General features: G+C 68.9%; 15 protein-coding genes. 5 read left to right on the top strand and 10 right to left on the bottom strand.

Annotated elements, in window-relative coordinates:
* Positions 1-9 precede the first annotated feature (9 nt).
* The 3 genes from ALI144C_RS14285 to ALI144C_RS14275 all read left to right on the top strand — a co-directional run bounded on the left by ALI144C_RS14285 (position 10) and on the right by ALI144C_RS14275 (position 8,100).
* Positions 10-3,762 carry an ABC transporter ATP-binding protein gene (locus ALI144C_RS14285; RefSeq protein WP_076987578.1) on the top strand — a complete coding sequence of 1,251 codons (3,753 nt, stop codon included), beginning with the start codon at positions 10-12 and terminating at the stop codon, positions 3,760-3,762.
* Between the two features lie 358 nt (positions 3,763-4,120).
* Complete coding sequence (locus ALI144C_RS14280) at positions 4,121-7,849, top strand: multifunctional oxoglutarate decarboxylase/oxoglutarate dehydrogenase thiamine pyrophosphate-binding subunit/dihydrolipoyllysine-residue succinyltransferase subunit (RefSeq protein WP_076987577.1); 3,729 nt, start codon at positions 4,121-4,123, stop codon at positions 7,847-7,849.
* Between the two features lie 71 nt (positions 7,850-7,920).
* The gene (locus tag ALI144C_RS14275; protein WP_076987576.1) at positions 7,921-8,100 is read left to right on the top strand and encodes a DUF6104 family protein; all 180 of its coding nucleotides are present in this window, start codon (positions 7,921-7,923) and stop codon (positions 8,098-8,100) included.
* Here the strand turns inward: ALI144C_RS14275 and ALI144C_RS14270 are convergent.
* From ALI144C_RS14270 to ALI144C_RS14250, 5 genes are all read right to left on the bottom strand, one after another.
* Positions 8,097-9,419, bottom strand: a complete 1,323-nt coding sequence (locus ALI144C_RS14270; RefSeq protein ID WP_143230641.1) for a hypothetical protein — start codon at positions 9,417-9,419, stop codon at positions 8,097-8,099. The genes ALI144C_RS14275 and ALI144C_RS14270 overlap by 4 nt on opposite strands.
* Positions 9,420-9,516: 97 nt before the next feature.
* Positions 9,517-10,293 (bottom strand): ABC transporter permease, encoded by a 777-nt coding sequence (locus ALI144C_RS14265; protein WP_237774136.1) that lies wholly within the window; start codon positions 10,291-10,293, stop codon positions 9,517-9,519.
* Positions 10,290-11,219 carry an ATP-binding cassette domain-containing protein gene (locus tag ALI144C_RS14260; RefSeq protein WP_076987574.1) on the bottom strand — a complete coding sequence of 310 codons (930 nt, stop codon included), beginning with the start codon at positions 11,217-11,219 and terminating at the stop codon, positions 10,290-10,292. Before ALI144C_RS14260 ends, ALI144C_RS14265 begins: the two co-directional genes overlap by 4 nt.
* Before the next feature lie 112 nt (positions 11,220-11,331).
* Entirely contained in the window at positions 11,332-12,171 is an 840-nt protein-coding gene (locus tag ALI144C_RS14255; protein ID WP_076987573.1) for a DUF4097 family beta strand repeat-containing protein, read from the bottom strand.
* Between the two features lie 30 nt (positions 12,172-12,201).
* Positions 12,202-12,699: a toxin-antitoxin system HicB family antitoxin gene (locus ALI144C_RS14250; RefSeq protein ID WP_076987572.1), complete on the bottom strand. Its 498-nt coding sequence runs from the start codon at positions 12,697-12,699 to the stop codon at positions 12,202-12,204.
* Positions 12,700-12,922: 223 nt separating this feature from the next.
* On the opposite strand from ALI144C_RS14250, the gene ALI144C_RS14245 reads away from it, so the two are divergent.
* Positions 12,923-13,162, top strand: a complete 240-nt coding sequence (locus ALI144C_RS14245; RefSeq protein WP_076987571.1) for a hypothetical protein — start codon at positions 12,923-12,925, stop codon at positions 13,160-13,162.
* Here ALI144C_RS14245 and hutI read toward each other — a convergent pair.
* Genes hutI through hutH form a run of 5 tightly spaced genes read right to left on the bottom strand, consistent with a single transcriptional unit; the run spans position 13,155 to position 19,938 of the window.
* Positions 13,155-14,303, bottom strand: coding sequence for an imidazolonepropionase (hutI, locus tag ALI144C_RS14240; protein WP_076987734.1), 1,149 nt, complete (start codon positions 14,301-14,303; stop codon positions 13,155-13,157). The two genes, ALI144C_RS14245 and hutI, sit on opposite strands and share 8 nt — an antisense overlap.
* Positions 14,300-15,580 carry a formimidoylglutamate deiminase gene (locus ALI144C_RS14235; RefSeq protein WP_076987570.1) on the bottom strand — a complete coding sequence of 427 codons (1,281 nt, stop codon included), beginning with the start codon at positions 15,578-15,580 and terminating at the stop codon, positions 14,300-14,302. The genes hutI and ALI144C_RS14235 overlap by 4 nt, the downstream gene beginning before the upstream one ends.
* Positions 15,577-16,785 (bottom strand): allantoate amidohydrolase, encoded by a 1,209-nt coding sequence (locus ALI144C_RS14230; RefSeq protein WP_076987569.1) that lies wholly within the window; start codon positions 16,783-16,785, stop codon positions 15,577-15,579. Before ALI144C_RS14230 ends, ALI144C_RS14235 begins: the two co-directional genes overlap by 4 nt.
* 7 nt (positions 16,786-16,792) lie before the next feature.
* The gene (gene hutU, locus ALI144C_RS14225) at positions 16,793-18,436 is read right to left on the bottom strand and encodes a urocanate hydratase (RefSeq protein WP_076987568.1); all 1,644 of its coding nucleotides are present in this window, start codon (positions 18,434-18,436) and stop codon (positions 16,793-16,795) included.
* On the bottom strand, positions 18,433-19,938 hold the full coding sequence (hutH, locus tag ALI144C_RS14220; RefSeq protein WP_076987567.1) for a histidine ammonia-lyase: 1,506 nt from the start codon (positions 19,936-19,938) through the stop codon (positions 18,433-18,435). The genes hutU and hutH overlap by 4 nt, the downstream gene beginning before the upstream one ends.
* A gap of 93 nt (positions 19,939-20,031) precedes the next feature.
* Between hutH and ALI144C_RS14215 the strand changes: the two genes are divergently transcribed.
* The gene (locus ALI144C_RS14215) at positions 20,032-20,820 is read left to right on the top strand and encodes an IclR family transcriptional regulator (RefSeq protein ID WP_076987566.1); all 789 of its coding nucleotides are present in this window, start codon (positions 20,032-20,034) and stop codon (positions 20,818-20,820) included.
* Positions 20,821-20,830 lie beyond the last annotated feature (10 nt).

Here is a 20,830-nt window from a genome sequence, read left to right as displayed (position 1 = left end):
CCTGGCAGGGTGCCAGAACCCACGACCGGATGGATCCGAAGGCTGACGGCCGCCTGCTGGCGGCACCGTCGGCTGGTGCTGCTGTCGGTGCTCGCCTCCGTGATCGGGGTCGGGTTCCAGGCCGTCGGCCCGATCCTGGTCAAGATCGCCGTCGACGGTGCCGTGGCGGGGCACACGAACGGCTTGGCCGTGATCGTCGCCGCGTTGATCGCTTTGGAGCTGTTGACGTTCGGTTCCGCGTTCATCCGGCGTTACCTGGGCGGGCGGCTCGCGCTCGACGTCCAGCACGACCTGCGCCAGCAGGTCTTCCAGTCCGTGCAGCGGCTGGACGGCGCCAACCAGGACGCGTTGCGCACCGGTCAGGTGGTGTCCCGGTCCATCACGGATCTCCAACTGGTGCAGGGCCTGCTGTCGATGGTGCCGCTGTCGGTCGGCACGGTCTTCTTCGCCGTCGTCGCGATCGGCGCCATGGTGTGGCTGTCGCCGCTGCTGACCGTGATCGCGCTTGTCGTGGTGCCGTTGGTGATCGTCGTCGGCGTCCGGACCCGTCGCAAGCTCTTCCCGGCGACGTGGTCCGCGCAGCAGAAAGCGGCGGACCTGGCCCAGCACGTCGAGGAAACCGTGACAGGCGTGCGGGTCGTGAAGGGCTTCGGGCAGGAGGCCAGGGAGGTCTCGCGACTGGAGAAGGCGGCCCGCAAGCTGTTCGCGGAACGCATGCGTTCGGCTGTGCTGACGTCCCGGCCGTCGGCCACGTTGATCGCGTTGCCCGCGGTCGGGCAAGTCGGTGTGCTCGCGTTGGGCGGGTGGATGGCGCTCAACGGGCAGGTGACGCTCGGCACCTTCCTCGCGTTCACCAGTTACGTCGCCAACCTGGTCGGTCCGGCGCGGCTGCTGTCCAGCCTGGTCGTGAACGCGCAGCTGGCGCGTGCCGGTGTCGAGCGGGTGTACGACCTGATCGACTCGCAGCCGGAGGTCAAGGAGAGCCCCGGTGCCCGTGCCGTGCCGGACGGTCCGCTGGACGTCTCGATCGAGGGCGTCCGCTTCGGGTACACGCGTAGCGAACCCGTGCTCGACGGCCTGTCGTTGCGCGTCGAACCAGGCGAAACGCTGGCCGTCGTCGGAACCGCCGGGTCGGGCAAGTCGACGATCTCCATGCTGCTGCCCCGGTTCTACGACGTGCACGACGGCGCCATCAAGGTCGGCGGCGTGGATGTCCGCGAGCTGCGGCTGACCTCCTTGCGGCACGCGGTGGGAGTCGTGTTCGAGGAGGCGTTCCTCTTCTCGGACACGCTGCGGGCCAACATCGCGTACGGCCGGCCTGACGCGAGCGAAGAGGAAGTGGTCGCCGCCGCGAAGGCAGCGCAGGCCCACGACTTCATCATGGAACTGGCGGACGGGTACGACACGGTCGTCGGCGAGCGCGGGCTGACGTTGTCCGGCGGGCAGCGCCAGCGTGTCGCACTGGCCAGAGCCCTGCTGACGGACCCGCGTGTGCTGGTGCTCGACGACGCGACGTCAGCGGTGGACACCGCGACAGAGGCCGCGATCCACGACACGTTGCGGGAGATCACCGCGACCAGGACCACGTTGCTGATCGCGCACCGGCGATCGAGCCTGCTGCTGGCCGACCGGATCGCCGTGCTCGACGGTGGCCGCGCGGTCGACGTCGGCACGCACGACGAGCTGACGGCCCGCTGTGAGCTGTACCGGAATCTGCTCGCCAGTCAGGGCGACGCGATCGAAGACAAGTGCCGCTGCGCACCGGACGAACTCGGATCGGCCGGGGTGACCGAGGCGCTCTGGCCGGAAGCACCCGAATCCCGGTCCCCGTCGGCCGCGTCCACCCCGACCCAGGTCCGGGTGGCGGGCGCGCGAGGCGGGCCGGGCGGCGCGGCCGCGTCGGTCCCGGCGACGCCCGAGTTGCTGGCGCAGATCGAGGCGCTGCCACCCGCGACGGAGAAGCCGGACCTGCCAGGTGAGGACCCGACCAGCCCGGATCCGCGGTTCTCGTTGCGGCGGCTGCTGCGGCCGGTCCGCTGGTCGCTCGTGCTCGTCGGCGCGTTCGTGGTGGCCGACGCCGTGCTGGCGATGGCGCTGCCGTCCCTGGTCCGGGTCGGTATCGACGACGGCGTGGTGAGCCGGGATCCCGGCGGGCTGTGGACGGTGGCCGTCATCGGCCTCGTGCTGGTCGGCCTGGGCTGGTTCGCCAGCGCCTGGGGAACCGTGTGGGCGTCCCGGGTCGGCGAACGGCTGCTGTTCCTGTTGCGCGTGCGCAGTTACGCGCACCTGCAACGGCTCGGGCTCGACTACTACGAGCGCGAGATGGCCGGCCGGATCATGACCCGGATGACCACGGACGTGGACGCGCTGTCGACGTTCCTGCAGACAGGCCTGGTCACGGCGGCGGCCAGCCTGCTGACGGTGGTCACGGTGACGGTCGCCCTGCTGGTGACGGACATGTCGCTGGCGCTGGTCGCGTTGGCCGTGCTGCCGGTCGTGATCGTGGCGACGGTGATCTTCCAGCGACTGTCCTCTGTGGCGTACGCGGAGGCGCGGGAGCGGGTCAGCGCGGTCAACGCGGACATGCAGGAGAACGTGTCCGGTCTGCGGGTGGCGCAGGCGTACACGCGGGAAGGCGTTTCCGCGCGGGCCTTCGCCGAGCGCAGCGACGCGTACCGCCGTTCCCGGGCGCGGGCCCAGCGCTACATCGCGACCTACTTCCCTTTCGTGGACATGCTTTCCGGCGTGGCCAGGGCCGCTGTGCTTGTGGTCGGCGCACAGCGCGTGGCCGACGGGTCGATGAGTCCTGGTGTGCTGCTTGCGTTCCTGTTGTACCTCGGGCTGTTCTTCGCGCCGGTGCAGCAACTCAGCGGCGTTTTCGACGGCTACCAGCAGGCCCGTGTCGGCCTGCGCCGGATCGGCGAGTTGCTGCGTACCCCCAGCTCGCTGCGGACGAGTGAGCACCCGGTCGAGGCTCCCGCCAGCCTGCGGGGCGAGGTCGAACTGCGTGACGTGTCGTTCCGCTATCCCGGCGTCGACGAGCCCGCGCTGGACCGCGTGACGTTACGCGTCACGCCTGGCGAAACGGTGGCTCTCGTCGGCGCGACGGGGGCGGGCAAGTCGACGCTGGTGAAGCTGGTGGCCCGGTTCTACGACGTGACGTCGGGGTCGGTCCTGGTGGACGGCGTCGACATCAGGGACTACGACCTGACGTCGTTCCGCCAGCGCCTGGGCGTCGTGCCGCAGGAAGCCCACCTTTTCACCGGGGACGTGGCGCACAACATCGCCTACGCCCGCCCAGCCGCCAGTGCCGCGCAGATCGAGGACGCCGCCCGTTCGGTGGGGGCGCTGCCGATGGTGGCCTCCCTGGCCGACGGTTTCCGCCAGCAGGTCGGCGAACGCGGCCAGGGCCTGTCGGCGGGCCAACGCCAACTGGTCGGCCTGGCCCGCGCGGAGCTGGCCCACCCCGACATCCTCCTGCTGGACGAAGCGACGGCCGCACTGGACCCGGCCACGGAGGCCCAGGTCCTGACCGCCAGCGAACAGCTCGCCCGCTCCCGCACGACGTTCGTCGTCGCCCACAGGCTCGCCACAGCGGCCCGCGCGGACCGCATCATCGTCCTGGAAGGCGGCCGGATCGCCGAACAGGGAACCCACACGGAACTGCTGAACGCCAACGGCCCCTACGCCCGCCTCTGGCACTTCGGCACAGCGAGCGAGTCCCCGGCCGACATCCTGAAAGCCGACGCGTCAGTGGGCTGACCGGGAGGGACCATGGCGGACTCATGGGCGTCGGCTCGGAATGTCCGACGGGCATCACTCGAACGGGTTCGTTCAGTCGATGATTGAAAGACACGAGCGTGTTCGGCATGCGCACGTCCGTGGTGGGGACGGTCTGGTCCACCTGGATCGTGGACCTACGAACGACTGGATTTCTTCACCGTTTCCCCGGGATAGTGACAGGGAGAATCGATTCCCTGATCGATTCAGTGAGCAATACCCCATCGTCGTGATGCGCACAAGGTTCAATCGGGTCACACACAGCCCGAGCGGGGTACTAGCCTGGTTGGCGAGCGTGTTCAATATCGAGAACGAGTATGGATAGAGGCGAGTGCCAGCCGTGTCCAGCAGCAGCCCTGCGTCACAGTTCGGCCCCAACGAGTGGCTCGTCGAAGAGATGTACGAGCAGTTCCTCGCGGATCCCACGTCAGTAGACCCCGCGTGGCACGACTTCTTCGCCGATTACAAGCCCACTCAGCAGCGGGCTCAGGGCGTGGCCAGCAACAGCGCGACCGGGCAGACCAAGACGGTCACCAAGATCGATCCACCTGCTCCCGACACCAACGGCCAGGCGCCCGCCGCACCGAAGGCAGCAGCTCCCCAGGCAGCCGCACCGAAGGCCGCCCAGCCCAAGGCAGCCGCGCCGTCGTCGGCACCCCCGAAGCCGACGAAGGCGGCAGCGGCCGCTCCAGCCGCCAAGAAGCCGGAGCCCGCGAAGGCCGACGGCGACACCAGCAAGCCGATCCGGGGCGCCGCCGCGGCGATCGCGAAGAACATGGAGCAGTCGCTGACGGTTCCCACCGCGACGAGCGTGCGCGCGGTGCCCGCCAAGCTGCTGTTCGACAACCGGGTCGTGATCAACAACCGGTTGCGCCGCACGCGCGGCGGCAAGATCTCCTTCACGCACCTGATCGGCTACGCCCTCGTGCGTGCGCTGAAGGACTACCCGAACATGAACCGGCACTACGCCGTGGTGGACGGCAAGCCGCAGCTGGTCACGCCCGAACACGTGAACCTCGGCCTCGCCATCGACCTGCCGGGCAAGGACGGCGCGCGCAACCTGGTCGTCGCGTCCATCAAGGGCTGCGAGGAGATGACCTTCGCGCAGTTCTGGCAGGCCTACGAGGACCTGATCCGCAAGGCCCGCGGCGGCAACCTGGGCACCGAGGACTTCGCCGGAACCACGATCTCGCTGACCAACCCCGGCACCATCGGCACCAACCACTCGGTGCCGAGGCTGACCGCGGGCCAGGGCGCGATCATCGGCGTCGGCGCGATGGAGTACCCCGCGCAGTACCAGGGCACCAGTGAGAAGGCACTGGTCGAGATGGGCATCAGCAAGATCATGACGCTGACGTCCACCTACGACCACCGGATCATCCAGGGCGCCGAGTCCGGCGAGTTCCTCCGCCGGATCCACCAGCTGCTGCTCGGCGACGACAAGTTCTACGACGACGTCTTCACCTCGCTGCGCATCCCCTACGAGCCGATCCGCTGGGTGCAGGACATCCCGGAGGGCACGCTCGACAAGGCCGCCCGTGTCATCGAGCTGATCGACGCGTTCCGCAACCGCGGCCACCTGATGGCCGACACGGACCCGCTGAACTACCGCCAGCGCCGCCACGACGACCTGGACATCCTCTCGCACGGCCTGACCCTGTGGGACCTCGACCGCGAGTTCGCCGTCGGCGGGTTCGCAGGTCAGGAGCGGATGAAGCTGCGCGACGTGCTCAGCGTGCTGCGTGACTCGTACTGCCGGACCGTCGGCATCGAGTACACGCACATCCTCGACCCGGCGGAGCGCCGCTGGATCCAGGACCGGGTGGAGATCCCGCACGAGAAGCCCGACGCGGCCGTGCAGAAGTACATCCTGTCCAAGCTCAACGCCGCCGAGGCGTTCGAGACGTTCCTGCAGACCAAGTACGTCGGCCAGAAGCGGTTCTCGCTCGAGGGCGGCGAGAGCGTCATCCCGCTGCTCGACACGGTCCTGGACAAGGCGGCCGAGGCCGAGTTGGACGAGGTCGTCATCGGCATGCCGCACCGCGGCAGGCTGAACGTGCTCGCCAACATCGTCGGCAAGCCGATCTCGCAGATCTTCCGCGAGTTCGAGGGCAACCTCGACCCGGGCCAGGCGCACGGCTCCGGCGATGTGAAGTACCACCTCGGTGCCGAGGGCAAGTACTTCCGGATGTTCGGCGACGGCGAGACCAAGGTGTCGCTGACCGCCAACCCGTCGCACCTGGAGACGGTCGACCCGGTGCTCGAGGGCATCGTGCGGGCCAAGCAGGACATCCTCGACAAGGGTGGCGAGGGCTTCACGGTCCTGCCGGTCGCGCTGCACGGCGACGCCGCGTTCGCGGGACAAGGCGTGGTCGCCGAGACGTTGAACCTCGCGCTGCTGCGCGGGTACCGCACCGGCGGCACGGTGCACGTGATCATCAACAACCAGGTCGGCTTCACCACCGCGCCGGAGCACTCGCGCTCCAGCCAGTACGCGACCGACGTGGCCAAGATGATCCAGGCGCCGGTGTTCCACGTGAACGGCGACGACCCGGAGGCCTGCCACTGGGTGGCCAGGCTGGCGATGGACTACCGCCAGGCGTTCAACAAGGACGTCGTGATCGACATGCTGTGCTACCGGCGCCGTGGCCACAACGAGGGCGACGACCCGTCGATGACGCAGCCCGCGATGTACGACATCATCGACACCAAGCGCAGCGTCCGCAAGACGTACACCGAGGCCCTGATCGGCCGTGGTGACATCTCCGTCGAAGAGGCCGAGAAGGCACTGCGCGACTTCTCCTCGCAGCTCGAGCACGTCTTCAACGAGGTGCGTGAGCTCGAGAAGCACCCACCGGTGCCGAGCCCGTCGGTCGAGGAGGAGCAGCAGGTGCCCGCCCGCGTGCCGACCGCGGTGCCGCGTGAGGTGATCGAGACGATCGCCGACGCGCACATCAACCTGCCGGAGGGCTTCACCCCGCACCCGAGGGTCAAGCCGGTGCTCGAGCGGCGCGCCAAGATGGCCCGTGAGGGTGACATCGACTGGGCGTTCGGCGAGCTGCTGGCGTTCGGTTCGCTGAACCTCGAGGGCAAGCTGGTCCGCCTGGCGGGTCAGGACTCGCGGCGCGGCACGTTCGTGCAGCGGCACTCCGTGGTCGTCGACCGCAAGACCGGCCAGGAGTACACGCCGCTGCAGAACCTGAGCCCGGACCAGGGCCGGTTCATGGTCTACGACTCGGCGCTGTCGGAGTACGCGGCCGTCGGCTTCGAGTACGGCTACTCGGTCGCCAACGGTGACGCGCTGGTGTTGTGGGAAGCGCAGTTCGGTGACTTCGTCAACGGCGCCCAGTCGGTGATCGACGAGTTCATCTCCTCCTCGGAGGCCAAGTGGGGCCAGCTGTCGGACGTCGTGCTGCTGCTGCCGCACGGCCACGAGGGCCAGGGCCCGGACCACACGTCGGGCCGGATCGAGCGCTGGCTGCAGCTGTGCGCGGAGGGTTCGATGACCGTGGCGATCCCGTCCACCCCGGCGAACTACTTCCACCTGCTGCGCAGGCACGCGCTGGACGGCGTGACCCGGCCGTTGATCGTCTTCACACCGAAGTCGATGCTGCGCAACAAGGCCGCGGTCAGCCCGGTCGAGGACTTCACCGACAAGAAGTTCATGTCGGTGCTCGACGACCCGACGCAGCCGGACCCGCAGGGCGTGCGCAAGATCCTGTTCGTGTCCGGCAAGCTCTACTACGAGCTGGCGGCCGAACAGGCCAAGCGCGGCGTGACCGACACCGCGATCGTGCGGGTCGAGCAGCTCTACCCGGTGCCGCAGAAGAAGCTCGGCCAGATCTTCGACCGCTATCCGAACGCGCACGACGTGCGCTGGGTGCAGGAGGAACCGGCCAACCAGGGCTCGTGGCCGTTCTACGGCCTGTTCGTGCGGGAGAAGTTCCCGGAGCGGATGGGCGCCATGAAGCGCGTCTCGCGGCGCCCGATGGCGGCCCCGTCGGTGGGGTCGTCGAAGGTGCACGAGGTCGAGCAGCGTGAGCTGATCGAGAAGGCCTTCGCGGACTGACCTCGTAGGTGTAGCAGGATGGCTCCCGGGGCGCGCGCCCCGGGAGCCGCTTTGTTGTATGGAGAAACCGCATGTACTTCACTGACCGTGGCATCGAGGAGCTCGAAGGGCGCCGTGGCGACGAGGAGGTCACTCTCGGCTGGCTGTCGGAGAAGCTCCGCGCCTTCGTCGACGCCAACCCCGACTACGAAGAGGCCATCGAACGCCTCGCCACGTACCTCGCCCGCGACGACGACGATCTCGACGACTAGGCCCGGGGGAACGAGCCAGGTCTGTGCGGCGCGAACGCCGGTCGGGCTGGCAGGAATTCGTCAGTCAGCTGGCTGAAGATCAACTGTGCTTCCGGCCCGTGACCGCTTGCCGCGGTGTTGAGTGACGCCGGATCGGTCGCAGACCAGCGCCCGCTGTCCAGCCGTCGGATCAGCGACTGGAAGGCCGTGATCTCCTCGGACGCCGTGAAGGTGCAGTGACCCGGGCGGTTGATCTGGTACTGCCGCAGGTTGTCCGGGTTCCACACCCTGTCGGCGTACACGCGGTCGTTCGACAGCGGTGTGGCGCCGTCGGCGACGTTGTGCAGGGTCACCACCGGCCAGGGGTTCACGCCGAACGGGACGCTGGTTCGCGCCAGGTACCCGACCGCCTTCGGGTCCGGCGTGACCCTCGGCGCCTGCGCCAGCCGATCGAGGTCCTTGTCGATGTTCAGGCCCGCGGCGGCGTAAACCTGTTTGACCAGACCGAATTCGCTCGACCGGGCCAGAACTGTCCGGTAGTCGACACCGGTGTTCCAGCTCGGGTTTCCACCGGCCCAACGCTCCATATCGGACCGTGCGACGCCCGCAGTGCCGGATTTGTAGTACCGGGCCCAGAAACCCAGCCAGTCGACCTGCTCGTCGAGAGAGGTCGGGCGCGGCTTGGTCGGGTCGAACCAGCCGGGCAGGTCGGCGAGCGCACTGGCCAGCGCGACCCTGGCCCGTGTCGCCTTGTCGCCCTTCATGGCTCCGTCGATCAGGGTGAACACCTTGGTCTGGTTGGCCTGCGGGTCACGGATCCGGACGAGGTCGAAGTCCGCGTCGAGCAAGGTGCGCAGCGCGAACATCAGGTCCAGGTTGGTGTTCCAGAACGCGATGCCGCCCGCGAACGGGCCGCACAACGCCATGACTCCGTCGAACCACTGAGGATTGCGCTCGGCGAGCGCGGTCGCGGTCATCCCGCCGACCGACTCACCGGCCGAAATGGTGCGGCGCGGGTGGCCGATCGTGCGCTTGAACCAGTCGAGCAGTTTCACCTGGTCGCGCAGCCCGTCTTCGATCGACCAGCCGACGACGGTCCGGAAACTGGACGCCCCCAACGCGTACCCGCGCGCCAGCAGGTAGTCCTCGGTCGCCGGTTGTGACGTCAACGCGATCCGGCTCGGCGCGGACCCGTACGTGCCATGGCTCCACAGGACCAAGGTGCCGTTCCAGTTGGACGGGACCATCACCCGGTACTTCGCGCCGTCGATCTCACCCTCGTACCGAACAACGCCTGCCGAAACCGGTGTCACGAAACCCAGCCACACAGCCACAATCAAGATCAATACCCCAGATAATCGCATGCACCCTTTGTACTCGGCAGGTCAAACGCCCCCTTGCCCGTTGCGGACAAGGGGGCGCTCCTCTCCCCTCGGGTCAGCTGGCGCGTGGGCGGTTGTACAGCTTGCGAGACCAGAGGTAGCCGACGATGCTGAGCAGGACACACCAGCCGACGGCGAGGGCGGCGCTGTTGCCGATCGGGGTTCCCATCAGCAGGCCGCGGACGGTTTCGATGACCGGCGTGTAGGGCTGGTTCTCGGCGAACCAGCGGACCGGGCCGGACATCGAGCCGGTCGGCACGAAGGCGCTGCTGATGAACGGCAGGAACTGCAGGATCAGCGACAGGCTGTTGGCACCGGCCACGGTCGCCGCCTTCAGCCCGAATCCCACGGCCAGCCAGGTGACCGCGAAGGTCAGCAGGACGTACACGCCGAGCACGGCCAGCCAGTCGCCGAAGCTCGCCCGCGGGCTGAACCCGAGCAGGAGCGCCACTCCGATCACCAGCGCGCCGCTGACGACCGTGCGGACCACGCTGCCGATCACCTGTCCGATCAGGATGGACGAGCGGGCGATGTCCATCGTGCGGAACCTGGAGATGATGCCTTCCGCCATGTCCTGGCAGATCTTGATCGCGGTCGCGGCCGAACCCGCACCCGCGGCCATGATGATGATCCCCGGTGCCAGGTAGTCGATGTACTCGCTGCCCGAGCCGGAAGTGCCGAACGCACCGCCGAAAACGCCGACGAACAGCAGCATCATGAACACCGGCACGGCGATCCCGCTGAGGGTCATCATCAGGTTGCGCCGGGAGTGCGTGAAGTCGCGGCGCAACATCGTGGCGGAATCACGCACGGCCAGAGCGATGCTGCTCACCGGACACCGTCCTTTGTGGTCAGGGCGAAGAAGACGTCGTCGAGGTCGGGCAGGTGGACCGACAGGCTGGCGACGTCGATCCTGTTGTGGTCAAGGTGGTCGAGCAACGACCGCAGCGAGTGCACACCGCCGTCGGACGGCACGTCCAACGTCAACGTGTCGTCGTCGCGGGACGCGTTGCCGAACAGGTGGGCCGCGTAGTCCAGCTGGGGTACGCCGGTGAACTGGAGCCGGATGTGCCCGCCGGGGATCATCCGCTTGAGCTGGTCGGCCGTGCCCTCCGCGACCAGTTTGCCGCCGTTGAGCACGGCGATCCGGTCGGCGAGCTGGTCGGCTTCCTCCAGGTACTGCGTGGTGAGGAAGATCGTCACGCCGTCCTTGACGAGCTGGCGGATGATGTCCCACATCGTGCGGCGGCTGCGTGGGTCGAGGCCGGTGGTCGGCTCGTCGAGGAAGATGATCCTGGGCGCGCCGGTGAGCGTCATCGCCAGGTCGAGCCTGCGGCGCATCCCGCCCGAGTACTGCATCGGTGTCTTGCGGGCCGCTTCGACCAGGTCGAACTGCTCGAGCAGTTCCGCCGTGCGCCTGCGGCCCTCCGCCTTGGACAGGTGGTGCAGGTCGCACATCAGCAGCAGGTTCTCCTCCCCGGTGAGCATGGTGTCCACCGCGGAGAACTGGCCGGTGACGCCGATCGAGCCGCGTACACCGCTCGGGTTGACGGACAGATCATGGCCTGCCACAACGGCTTGGCCGCCGTCGGCGGTCAGCAACGTCGACAGGATCTGCACGGTCGTGGTCTTGCCCGCCCCGTTCGGGCCGAGCAGGGAGAAGATCGTTCCCTCGGCGACCCGCAGATCGATGCCGTCGAGCACGACCTTGTCGCCGTAGGACTTGCGCAGTCCGGCCGCGTTGATCGCGAGTTTCATGGTTCCTCACTGGTAGCAGTGTTGTAGCAAGCGCTTGGTCGGCTTCTCGAGGCACACTTCTGCCCCGGTGCGAATTCGTTGTGGGAAAAGAAAGAACCGCGATGAAAGGAGATCAGGCTGCGCGGTGAATGGTGATGTTGCCGAATCCGGTGTGCACACGGACTTCCACGGTGTCCTCGTTCCGCGCCGGGGCGTCGGCGGCATCCAGGCTGTTGCGGACCTTGCCGTGCTTGGTCTTGAGCTCCAGCCAGGCGGCGGTTCCCTGGCGGACACCGACTTCCACGCCACCGTGGTTGGTGGTCAGCGTCGCCGTACCGCGCACCACCTCACCGACGCGGATGTCGCCATGCGTGTTCTTGACCGTCACCCCGGCTGACGCCGACTCGACCTCGACGGTGCCGTTGCCTGCGGTCACCCGCAGTTCACCGGTGACGTCACCGATCCTGATGTGGCCGTTGGTGTTCTTGACGACCGCGGTGCCGTCGACCTTGCCGAGGTTGACGTCGCCGGAACCGGTCCGCAGGTCGGCGTGCCCGGCCACCTGGCCGACGACCAGGTTTCCGTGCCCGGTGTCGACGTTCAACGGGCCTGTGTGCTCGAACCGCGCGCCGCCGTGCTGCGCCTTATACCGCACCTCGCCGAGACGTCCTTCGACACGGAGGTCGACGACCTGGCTGTCTCCGCTCAACCTGCTGCCCGTCGGCACCTCGATGGTGATGTCGACGGTGCCGCCCTTGCCGACGATCGGCGCCTTCGGCGTCCTGATCAGCAGTCGGCCGTTCGAGTACTCGACAACGGTCTTCTCGACCGCCTTCCGGTCGTTGCTACTGGATTCGTGCTGCGGGCGGACTTCGACCACGGTGTCGGCGCGGTCGCTGGCGTAGACGCGGGCCTCGCCGACCGACATCTCGAGCGTGACGGCAATGGGTTCCGGGGTCTGGAAAACAGTCATGACAGCATTTCCTTTCAGTGATTCGGTCGGTTAGCGGACCCAGCCGGAGAAACTCTGTCCGTCCCACGAATCGCGAGAGCGCTTCCTGGTGGCACCATCGGCGTCGACCATCGTGGCGACGGCCCGCACGAGCCATGCGTTGATCGACACCCCGTCCCGGTTGGCGGCTTGTTCGACGCGTTGTTTGAGCTGCTCGGGGAGCCGGAAGTTGATCCGGGCGGTGGCGGCCTCGTCGGCGAGGGCCACCGGGACGGGCACGGGCTCCGGTTCCGCCTCGTCTGGCACCACAGGTGGCACCACCACGAAATCGGGGTCCCGCCCACGCAGCCGGACCTCGACCGATCCGGGCAGGAGATCACGGGTGATCTCCGCCGCGGCCGCCGACAGGGCATCAAGCAGCGTCAGCCGGGTCGCCGAGTCCAGCGGCGCGGTGAGTCGCTCGGCCAGCGCCCGGGCCTCCGCCCCACCTGCCTCGGCAGCGGTCGCCAGTTCGGCCCGGAGGTTCTCGACGTAGGGGGTGAGGTCCATGGCACTAACTATGGCACCACGATGACACCATTGCAACCCTTTCATGGCACCAAGTTGCGTTTTCGCAGGTCAGAGGCGACACCATGGCGACACCACGCCTGGCACCACATGGCACCACCACCGCCTCGCGGGCCCCGGAGGGTCGGGCGATGCGCCAAGTACCGCGGCGCGCTACGACGTGTGCGGCGAGGCGAACCTCCCGCCGACGCCATGGGCCCAAACAGTGGGACGCAAGTTCGCCGAGTCCGCGACCTCGGTGTTCAAACAGCAGCAGGAGCTCACGGCCAAGCGCGCCAGCGCATTGCGGATCGCTGCGTTGTGTCTCGTCGCAGAGGCCAGGGAGCATGGCCGGACAGTCACCGCCGACCTGTTGCTGCACTGCTACGCCGGGCTCATCCTGTTGGAGCGCCGGGCCACCGGCACGGCGCCGGCGAAGGAAATGATCCTGCTCGCCACTACCTGACGCGTTCGCCCTTGCGCCACACGGCATACGTCAACGGAACGCCCGGGCGGTAAGCCAGGTGCGTGATCGACGGCGCGTCCAGCACGTGGATGTCCGCACGGCTCCCGGGCCGGATGATCCCGATCTCGTCCTCGCGCCGCAAAGCCCGAGCACCGCCCCATGTGGCGGCACGCACCGCCTCGGCAACACTCATCCGCATCTGTAGCACCGCTATGGCAACGCAAAAAGCCATCGACGTGGTGTAGGACGACCCCGGGTTGCAGTTCGACGCCAACGCCACCGTCGCACCCGCGTTCAGCAGCGCCTGCGCGTCCGGCAAGGGCTGACGAGTCGACAGGTCACAGGCGGGCAGCAAGGTCGCGACCGTCTCCGAGCTGGCCAGGTCTTCGACGTCGGACTTGGTCAGGTACGTGCAGTGGTCCACCGAAGCCGCGTTCATCTCGACGGCGAGGTGCACCCCGGGGCCGTAGTCCAGCTGGTTGCCGTGCACGCGCAAGCCCAGGCCGTGCTTCCTGCCTGCCTCAAGCACAGCGCGGGACTGCGGCCCGTCGAACGCGCCTGTCTCGCAGAAGACGTCGATCCAGCGCACGTGCGGCGCGACGGCTTCGATCATCTCGCCGCAGACGAGGTCCACATAGGAGTCCGCGTCCCAGCCCGTTGGCACCAGGTGCGCGCCGAGGAACGTGACCTCGTCGACCTGACCCGATGCCAGGATCGCAGAGCGGAGCTCGTTCGGTACGTCCAGGCCGTAGCCGGTCTTCGTTTCGATGTACGTCGTGCCTTGGGATACCGCTTCGGCTACATGTCGACTTATCACGGCGGTCAGGTCCGCGTCGGACGCCGAGCGGGTCGCGTCGACCGTCACCGCTATCCCGCCCGCGCGGTAGGGCTGTCCGGCCATTCGGGCGGCGAACTCCGTTGTCCGGTCGCCCGCGAAGACCAGGTGGGTGTGGCTGTCCACCCAGCCGGGCAACACGGCCCTGCCTGCCAGGTCGACGGCCGAGTCCGCCGCGGGGGCATCGGCCGCCGGGCCTGCCCAGACCACCGACGCCCCGTCCAGCACCAGCGCCGCGTCGTGCAGCGTGCCCAGTTCGTCGTCGTTCGTCGTCAGCTCGCCGATCCCGGTGAGCAGCACACTCATCGCCACAACTCCTCAATCGCCTCGGCCAGCAGCTGCCCCACGTCGCCCACCCGGTGGCGTCCGTCCTCGACGATCACCCGGCCGCCTGCCACGACCGTGTGCACGTCCGATGCGGTGGCCACCAGCATCGCCTGCGACGGCAGGCACCCGGCAGTCCGCGGTGTGTCGAGTGAGATCGCCACCAGGTCCGCGTACCCGGCAGGCCAGCCGAGACCGGCGTGTGCCGTCATGGCCGTGTACAGCTCTTCTGGTGTGAACCGGCCGCGCTGCCCGGTGCGCAGTCGTTCGCCGTGTTCCACGGCACGGGCTTCCAGCAGCGGGTCGATCACCGCGTGCTGGTCGCTGCCAAGGGAAAGCGGGCTGCCCGCGTCGACGAGCTCACGCGCGGGGCCGATCCCGTCAGCCAGATCCGCCTCGGTCGTCGGACAGAAACACGCACCTGTCCCCGACGATCCCAGCAACGAGATGTCCTTGGTGGTCAAGTGGGTCGCGTGAACGGCCGTGGTACGCGGGGAAAGCGCACCCGCTTCCGCCAACAGCTCGGTGGGCGTCAGGCCGTACGCGGCAATGCAAGCCTCGTTCTCAGCAGGCTGCTCGGACAGGTGCACGTGCAATGGACCGGTCGGCCACGCCGAAACCAGCGAAGGCAACACCGATCGCGGCACAGCACGGACCGAATGGATCGCGGCGCCCGCGAGCAACACCGAATCGGAGCGCAGCGACGACACACGCGAAGCCCAGGCGTCCACCGAACCGTCCGAGAACCTGAGCTGCTCGTCGGTCAGCGGCTGGTCGATTCCGCCTGCCAGATAACAGGTATCGAGCAGGGTCACGCGGATTCCCGCGTCGGACGCAGCTTGCCGCAGCGACTCCGCCATCGCGTTCGGGTCGGCGTAGGGCTTCCCGCCCGGTGCGTGGTGCACGTAGTGGAACTCGCCGACACAGGTCACCCCGGCCAGCGCCATCTCGGCGTACACCGCGGTCGCCAGCTTCAGGTAACTGTCCGGGTCCAGTTTCCCGGCCAGCTCGTACATGCCCGTGCGCCACGTCCAGAACGTGCCGCCGTCCGCGTGTGTCCGGCCACGCAGGGCACGGTGGAACGCGTGCGAATGCGCGTTGGCGAAACCAGGGAGCACCAGGCCGGTCAGCCGGTGCGCGTCCGGCGGACACGGCGAATCCGGCACCACAGCGGTGATCTTGCCGTCGGTCACGTCGACCAGGACGCTGGACCGCACGCCTGGCGAGTCCAGCCAGGCGTGCTCACACCAATACCTCATGCTTCGGTGGCCAACTTCTCCAGCACCTTCGCCAGCGCGTCGACACCGGCTTCGCAGTCGTCGGCCTCCGCGTGCTCGGCTGGCGCGTGGCTCACGCCGGTCGGGTTGCGCACGAACAACATCGCCGTCGGCACGTGCTCAGCCAGGATCCCGGCGTCGTGCCCGGCACCGGTTGGCAGCGCGGGTACGTTGCCGAGCGCGGCCACCAGGTCGTCGCGCAGGGACGAGTCGAAGTGCACCGCGTCCCCATAGGACTCCTCGGTCACGACGAGCTCGCAGCCCTCGTCCCTGGCCGCCTGCTTGGCCGCGGCGGTGATCCGCTCCACGACCGCACGGGTGCGGCCGTCGTTGGGGGCGCGCGCGTCGAGCCAGACGTCCACCGACGAGGCGATCACGTTCGTGCCGCCGGGAATCGGCTCGATCCGGCCGACCGTGGCCCGCGCCCCGTCCACACTGGACGCCGCCCACCTGGCGGAGAGGATCAGCTGCGACGCGGGCAGCATCGGGTCGCGCCGGGAGCCCATCGGGGTGGCCCCGGCGTGGTTGCCCTCGCCGGTGAACCGGAACCGCCACCGGCCGTGCGCCAGGATCGACGTGGCCACACCGACCGGCGCGTTCAGGTCGACCAGCCCACGGCCCTGCTCGACGTGCAACTCGACGAACTGGCCGATCCGCGCGATGGCTTCCTCGTCCTTGCCGATCCTGGCCGGGTCGAGGCCCGCGGCTTTCACCGCGTCGGCGAACGTGTCGCCTTCGCGGTCCTTGAGGTTCAACGCCGTCTCGGCCGTGGTCGCCCCGGTCAGCAACCGGGAGCCGAGGCAGGCGAGGCCGAACCGGCCGCCTTCCTCCTCGGCGAACACCATCAGGGCGAGCGGCCGGTCCGGCTTGAACCCCTTCGCCTTCAGCAGGTCCACCGCGGCGAGACTGGACACGACGCCGAGCGGGCCGTCGAAGGCACCTCCGCCGGGCACCGAGTCCAGGTGGCTGCCGGTGACCAGCGCGTTCGGTCCCGGTTCGCCCCACCACGCCCAGATGTTGCCGTTGCGGTCGACCTCGACGCCGAGGCCGCGCCTGGCGGCCTCGGCGGTGAACCACTCGCGCAGTTCGAGTTCCGGGGCGTCGAAGCCGTGCCTGGAATACCCGCCGCGCGAGGGGTCCGTTCCGACGTCCTTGATCGCGGTCAGCAACTCCGTCGCCGTACTCATGAGAGGATCATGCCCGGGTCATCGGAATATGCACACCCCGTGATTCGGCGATTTCCGCCGCACGGTCGTATCCGGCGTCCACATGGCGGATAACGCCCATACCCGGATCGTTGGTGAGCACCCGTTCGATCTTCTGGGCGGACAGTTCCGTTCCATCCGCGACAGTCACCTGTCCGGCGTGGATCGACCGGCCGATGCCGACGCCGCCGCCGTGGTGGATGGACACCCACGTGGCGCCGGATGCGGTGTTGACCATGGCGTTGAGCAGCGGCCAGTCGGCGATCGCGTCCGAGCCGTCGGCCATGCCCTCGGTCTCGCGGTACGGCGAGGCCACCGAGCCGCAGTCGAGGTGGTCACGGCCGATGACGACCGGCGCGGACAGCTCGCCGCTGGCCACCATCTCGTTGAACTTCAGGCCCGCGAGGTGCCGTTCGCCGTAGCCGAGCCAGCAGATCCGGGCGGGCAGGCCCTGGAACTCGACGCGTTCGCCCGCCATCTTGATCCAGCGGGCCAACGACTCGTTCTCCGGGAACAGCTCGAGGATGGCCCGGTCGGTCGCGGCGATGTCCTTCGGGTCACCGGACAGCGCGGCCCAGCGGAACGGGCCCTTGCCCTCGCAGAACAGCGGCCGGATGTACGCGGGCACGAAGCCGGGGAAGTCGAAGGCGCGTTCGCAGCCGCCGAGTTTGGCCTCGCCACGCAGCGAGTTGCCGTAGTCGAACACCTCGACGCCCTTGTCCAGGAAGCCCAGCATGGCGTCGACGTGCTCGGCCATCGAGTCACGGGACCGGTCGGTGAACTCGTCCGGCTTCTTGGCCGCGTAGTCCGCCCAGTCCTCCAGCTCGACGCCCTTGGGCAGGTACATCAGCGGGTCGTGCGCGGAGGTCTGGTCGGTGACGATGTCGACATCGACGCCCCGGCGCAGCAGCTCGGGCAGCACCTCGGCGGCGTTGCCGACCACGCCGACCGACAACGGCCGCCGCTCGCGCTTGGCCGTCTCCACCCTGCGGATCGCGTCGTCCAAATCGGACGCGAGTTCGTCGAGGTAACGGGTCTCCAGCCGGCGCTGGGCGCGGTGCGGGTCGACCTCTATCACCAGCGCGACGCCGTCGTTCATGGTCACGGCCAGCGGCTGCGCGCCGCCCATGCCGCCGAGACCGGCGGTCACGGTCAGGGTGCCGCGCAGCGAGCCGCCGAACTTCTTGTTGGCGATCGCGGCGAAGGTCTCGTACGTGCCCTGCAGGATGCCCTGGGTTCCGATGTAGATCCACGAACCGGCGGTCATCTGGCCGTACATGGTCAGCCCGGCGGCCTCGAGCTTGCGGAACTCCGGCCAGCTCGCCCAGTCCGGCACGAGGTTGGAGTTGGCGATCAGCACCCGCGGCGCCCACTCGTGGGTGCGCATCACACCGACCGGGCGGCCGGACTGCACCAGCAGCGTCTCGTCCTGGTTGAGCTCGGTCAGCTCACGGGTGATCGCGTTGAAGCTCGGCCAGTCCCGCGCGGCCTTGCCCGTGCCGCCGTAGACCACCAGGTCGTCCGGGCGTTCGGCGACGTCCGGGTCCAGGTTGTTGTGCAGCATGCGCAGCGGGGCCTCGGTCGCCCAGCTCTTCGCGGTCAGTGCGGTGCCGGTGGTGGCCCGTACGGTCACTTGATGCCTCCAGAGCGGATCAGTTCTTCGGCGGCGGCGATTTCGGGCGCGAGGTGCCGGTCCGGCCCAGGCCCGGGAACACGGGTACGCAGAGCCGCGACAGCAGCGGCGGTCGCCGTCGCGGGCTTGAGCGGGGCACGCAGGTCGAGCGCGCGTGCCGCGGTGAGCAGTTCGATCGCGAGGACCGTGGTCAGGCCGTCGACGGACTTGCGCAGCTTGCGCGCGGCCGCCCAGCCCATGGAGACGTGGTCCTCCTGCATGGCGCTGGTCGGGATCGAGTCGACCGACGCGGGCACGGCCAGCCGCTTGAGCTCGGCGACCACGGCGGCCTGCGTGTAGTGGGCGATCATGTGCCCGGAGTCCACGCCGGGGTCGTCGGCGAGGAACGCGGGCAGTCCGTGCGAGCGGGCCACGTCCAGCATCCGGTCGGTGCGCCGCTCGGCCATGCTGGCCACGTCGGCGACCGGGATCGCGAGGAAGTCCAGCACGTACGCGATCGGCGCGCCGTGGAAGTTGCCGTTGGACTCGACGCGGCCGTCGGCGAGGACGACCGGGTTGTCCACTGCGGACGCCAACTCGCGGTCGGCGACGAGTTCGGCGTGCGTGATGGTGTCCAGCGCGGCGCCGTGCACCTGCGGCGAGCAACGCAACGAGTACGCGTCCTGCACACGGGTGCAGTCCGGGCCACGGTGGCTCGCGACGATCTCGGAGTCGGCCAGGATCTCGGCTATCCGCTTCGCGGACTCACCCTGCCCGGGGTGTGGGCGCAGGGCGTGCAGTTCGGCCTGGAAGACACGGTCGGTGCCGAGCAGGGCCTCGATGCTCATCGCCGCGGTGAGGTCCGCGACCTTCATGAGTCCGCGCAGGTCGGCGCACGCCATCGTCAGCATGCCGAGCATGCCGTCAGTGCCGTTGATCAGCGCGAGGCCTTCCTTCTCGGCCAGTTCGACCGGGGTGATCCCGGCGTCCCGCAGCGCCTCGGCCGCGGGCCGCAGCACGCCGTCGACCCGGACGTCGCCCTCGCCGGTCAACGCGAGCGCGATCGAGGACAGCGGGGCGAGGTCACCGGAACAACCCAGCGAGCCGTACTCCTGGACGACGGGGACGATGCCCGCGTTGATCATCCCGGCCAGCGCTTCCACTGTGGATGGTTTGACGCCGCTGTGGCCCATCGCGAGGGTGCGCAGCCGCAGCAGCATCAGGCCGCGGACGACTTCCGTCTCCACCTCGGGCCCGGCGCCTGCCGCGTGCGAGCGCACCACGGCGTGTTGCAGCGCGGTCCGCCGTACCGGTGGGATGTGGCGGACCGCGAGCGCGCCAAAGCCGGTGGAGACGCCGTAGGTCGGTTCAGGGCGTGACGCCAGCCGTTCGATGTGCTCGCGCGACTGCGCCACGGCGCGCAGGGCGTCGTCGGTCAGACGAACGCCTACGCCATCACGAGCGACCGCGACCACGTCGGCGCGGCTGATCGGGGTGAGACCCAGGGCTACCGGTTCTGCCATGGGGTCATCACACCGCGTCGATCACCTCGGCACGACCCGGCGACAGCCCTTAGTGTCTGGTATCCCAGACATTCGCCGGATAGCGTGGCACCTGTGGTGACGAGCTCGGACGTGCCCGCTCTGCGGCGCGGCCTCGCCGTGCTCCGGCTGATCGCGGGACGCCCGGGGCCGGTGTCGGCGGCCACCGTGGCCCGTGAGCTGGGCCTGCCGCGCTCGACCACATACCACCTGCTGGCCGAACTGGCCGAGGCCGGGTTCGTGACGCACCTGCCGGAGGAACAGCGGTACGGCCTGGGCGTGACCGCGTTCGAGGTGGGCTCGGCCTACCTGCGCCAGGACCCGTTGGAACGACTCGCCCGGCCGTTGCTGCGCCGGTTCGCCGACCGAGTCGGACATACCGGCCATCTTGGCGTGCTGCACGGCGCGGAGACGCTGTACGTGGTGCGCGAGCAGCCGTCTCACCCCCAGTCGCTGGTCACGTCGGTCGGCGTACGACTCCCGGCGCAGCTCCCCGCGTCCGGCCGCGCGATGCTGGCGCACCTACCGCCCGCGCAGGTCAGGGCCCTGTTTCCCAGCAAGGACAGTTTCGTGTCGCGAACGGATCGAGGCCCCCGCGACCTGCCGTCGTTGCGCCGGGTACTGACAGCGGAACGACGGCAGGGATGGGCGGTGGAGGACGGCTACGTGACCCCCGGGTTCGCCTCCGTGGCCGCGCCGATCTTCGACCACGGCGGCCGACCCATCGCGGCGATCAGCGCGACCTTCCGCCACGAATGCCCCGGCGAATCTCCGGCCGAGTGCGGCGAGACCTGGCCGGACCTGGCGGTGGAGGTCCGCAGGGTGGCGGCCGAGATGACCACGAGGGTCGGCGGACGAGGTTGACCTCGACCTA

Origin of the sequence: Actinosynnema sp. ALI-1.44 (assembly GCF_001984155.1) — a bacterium.
Classification (GTDB): domain Bacteria; phylum Actinomycetota; class Actinomycetes; order Mycobacteriales; family Pseudonocardiaceae; genus Kibdelosporangium.
The sequence above is the reverse complement of the archived record's forward strand: the minus strand, read 5'-3'. Positions and strand labels throughout refer to the sequence as shown.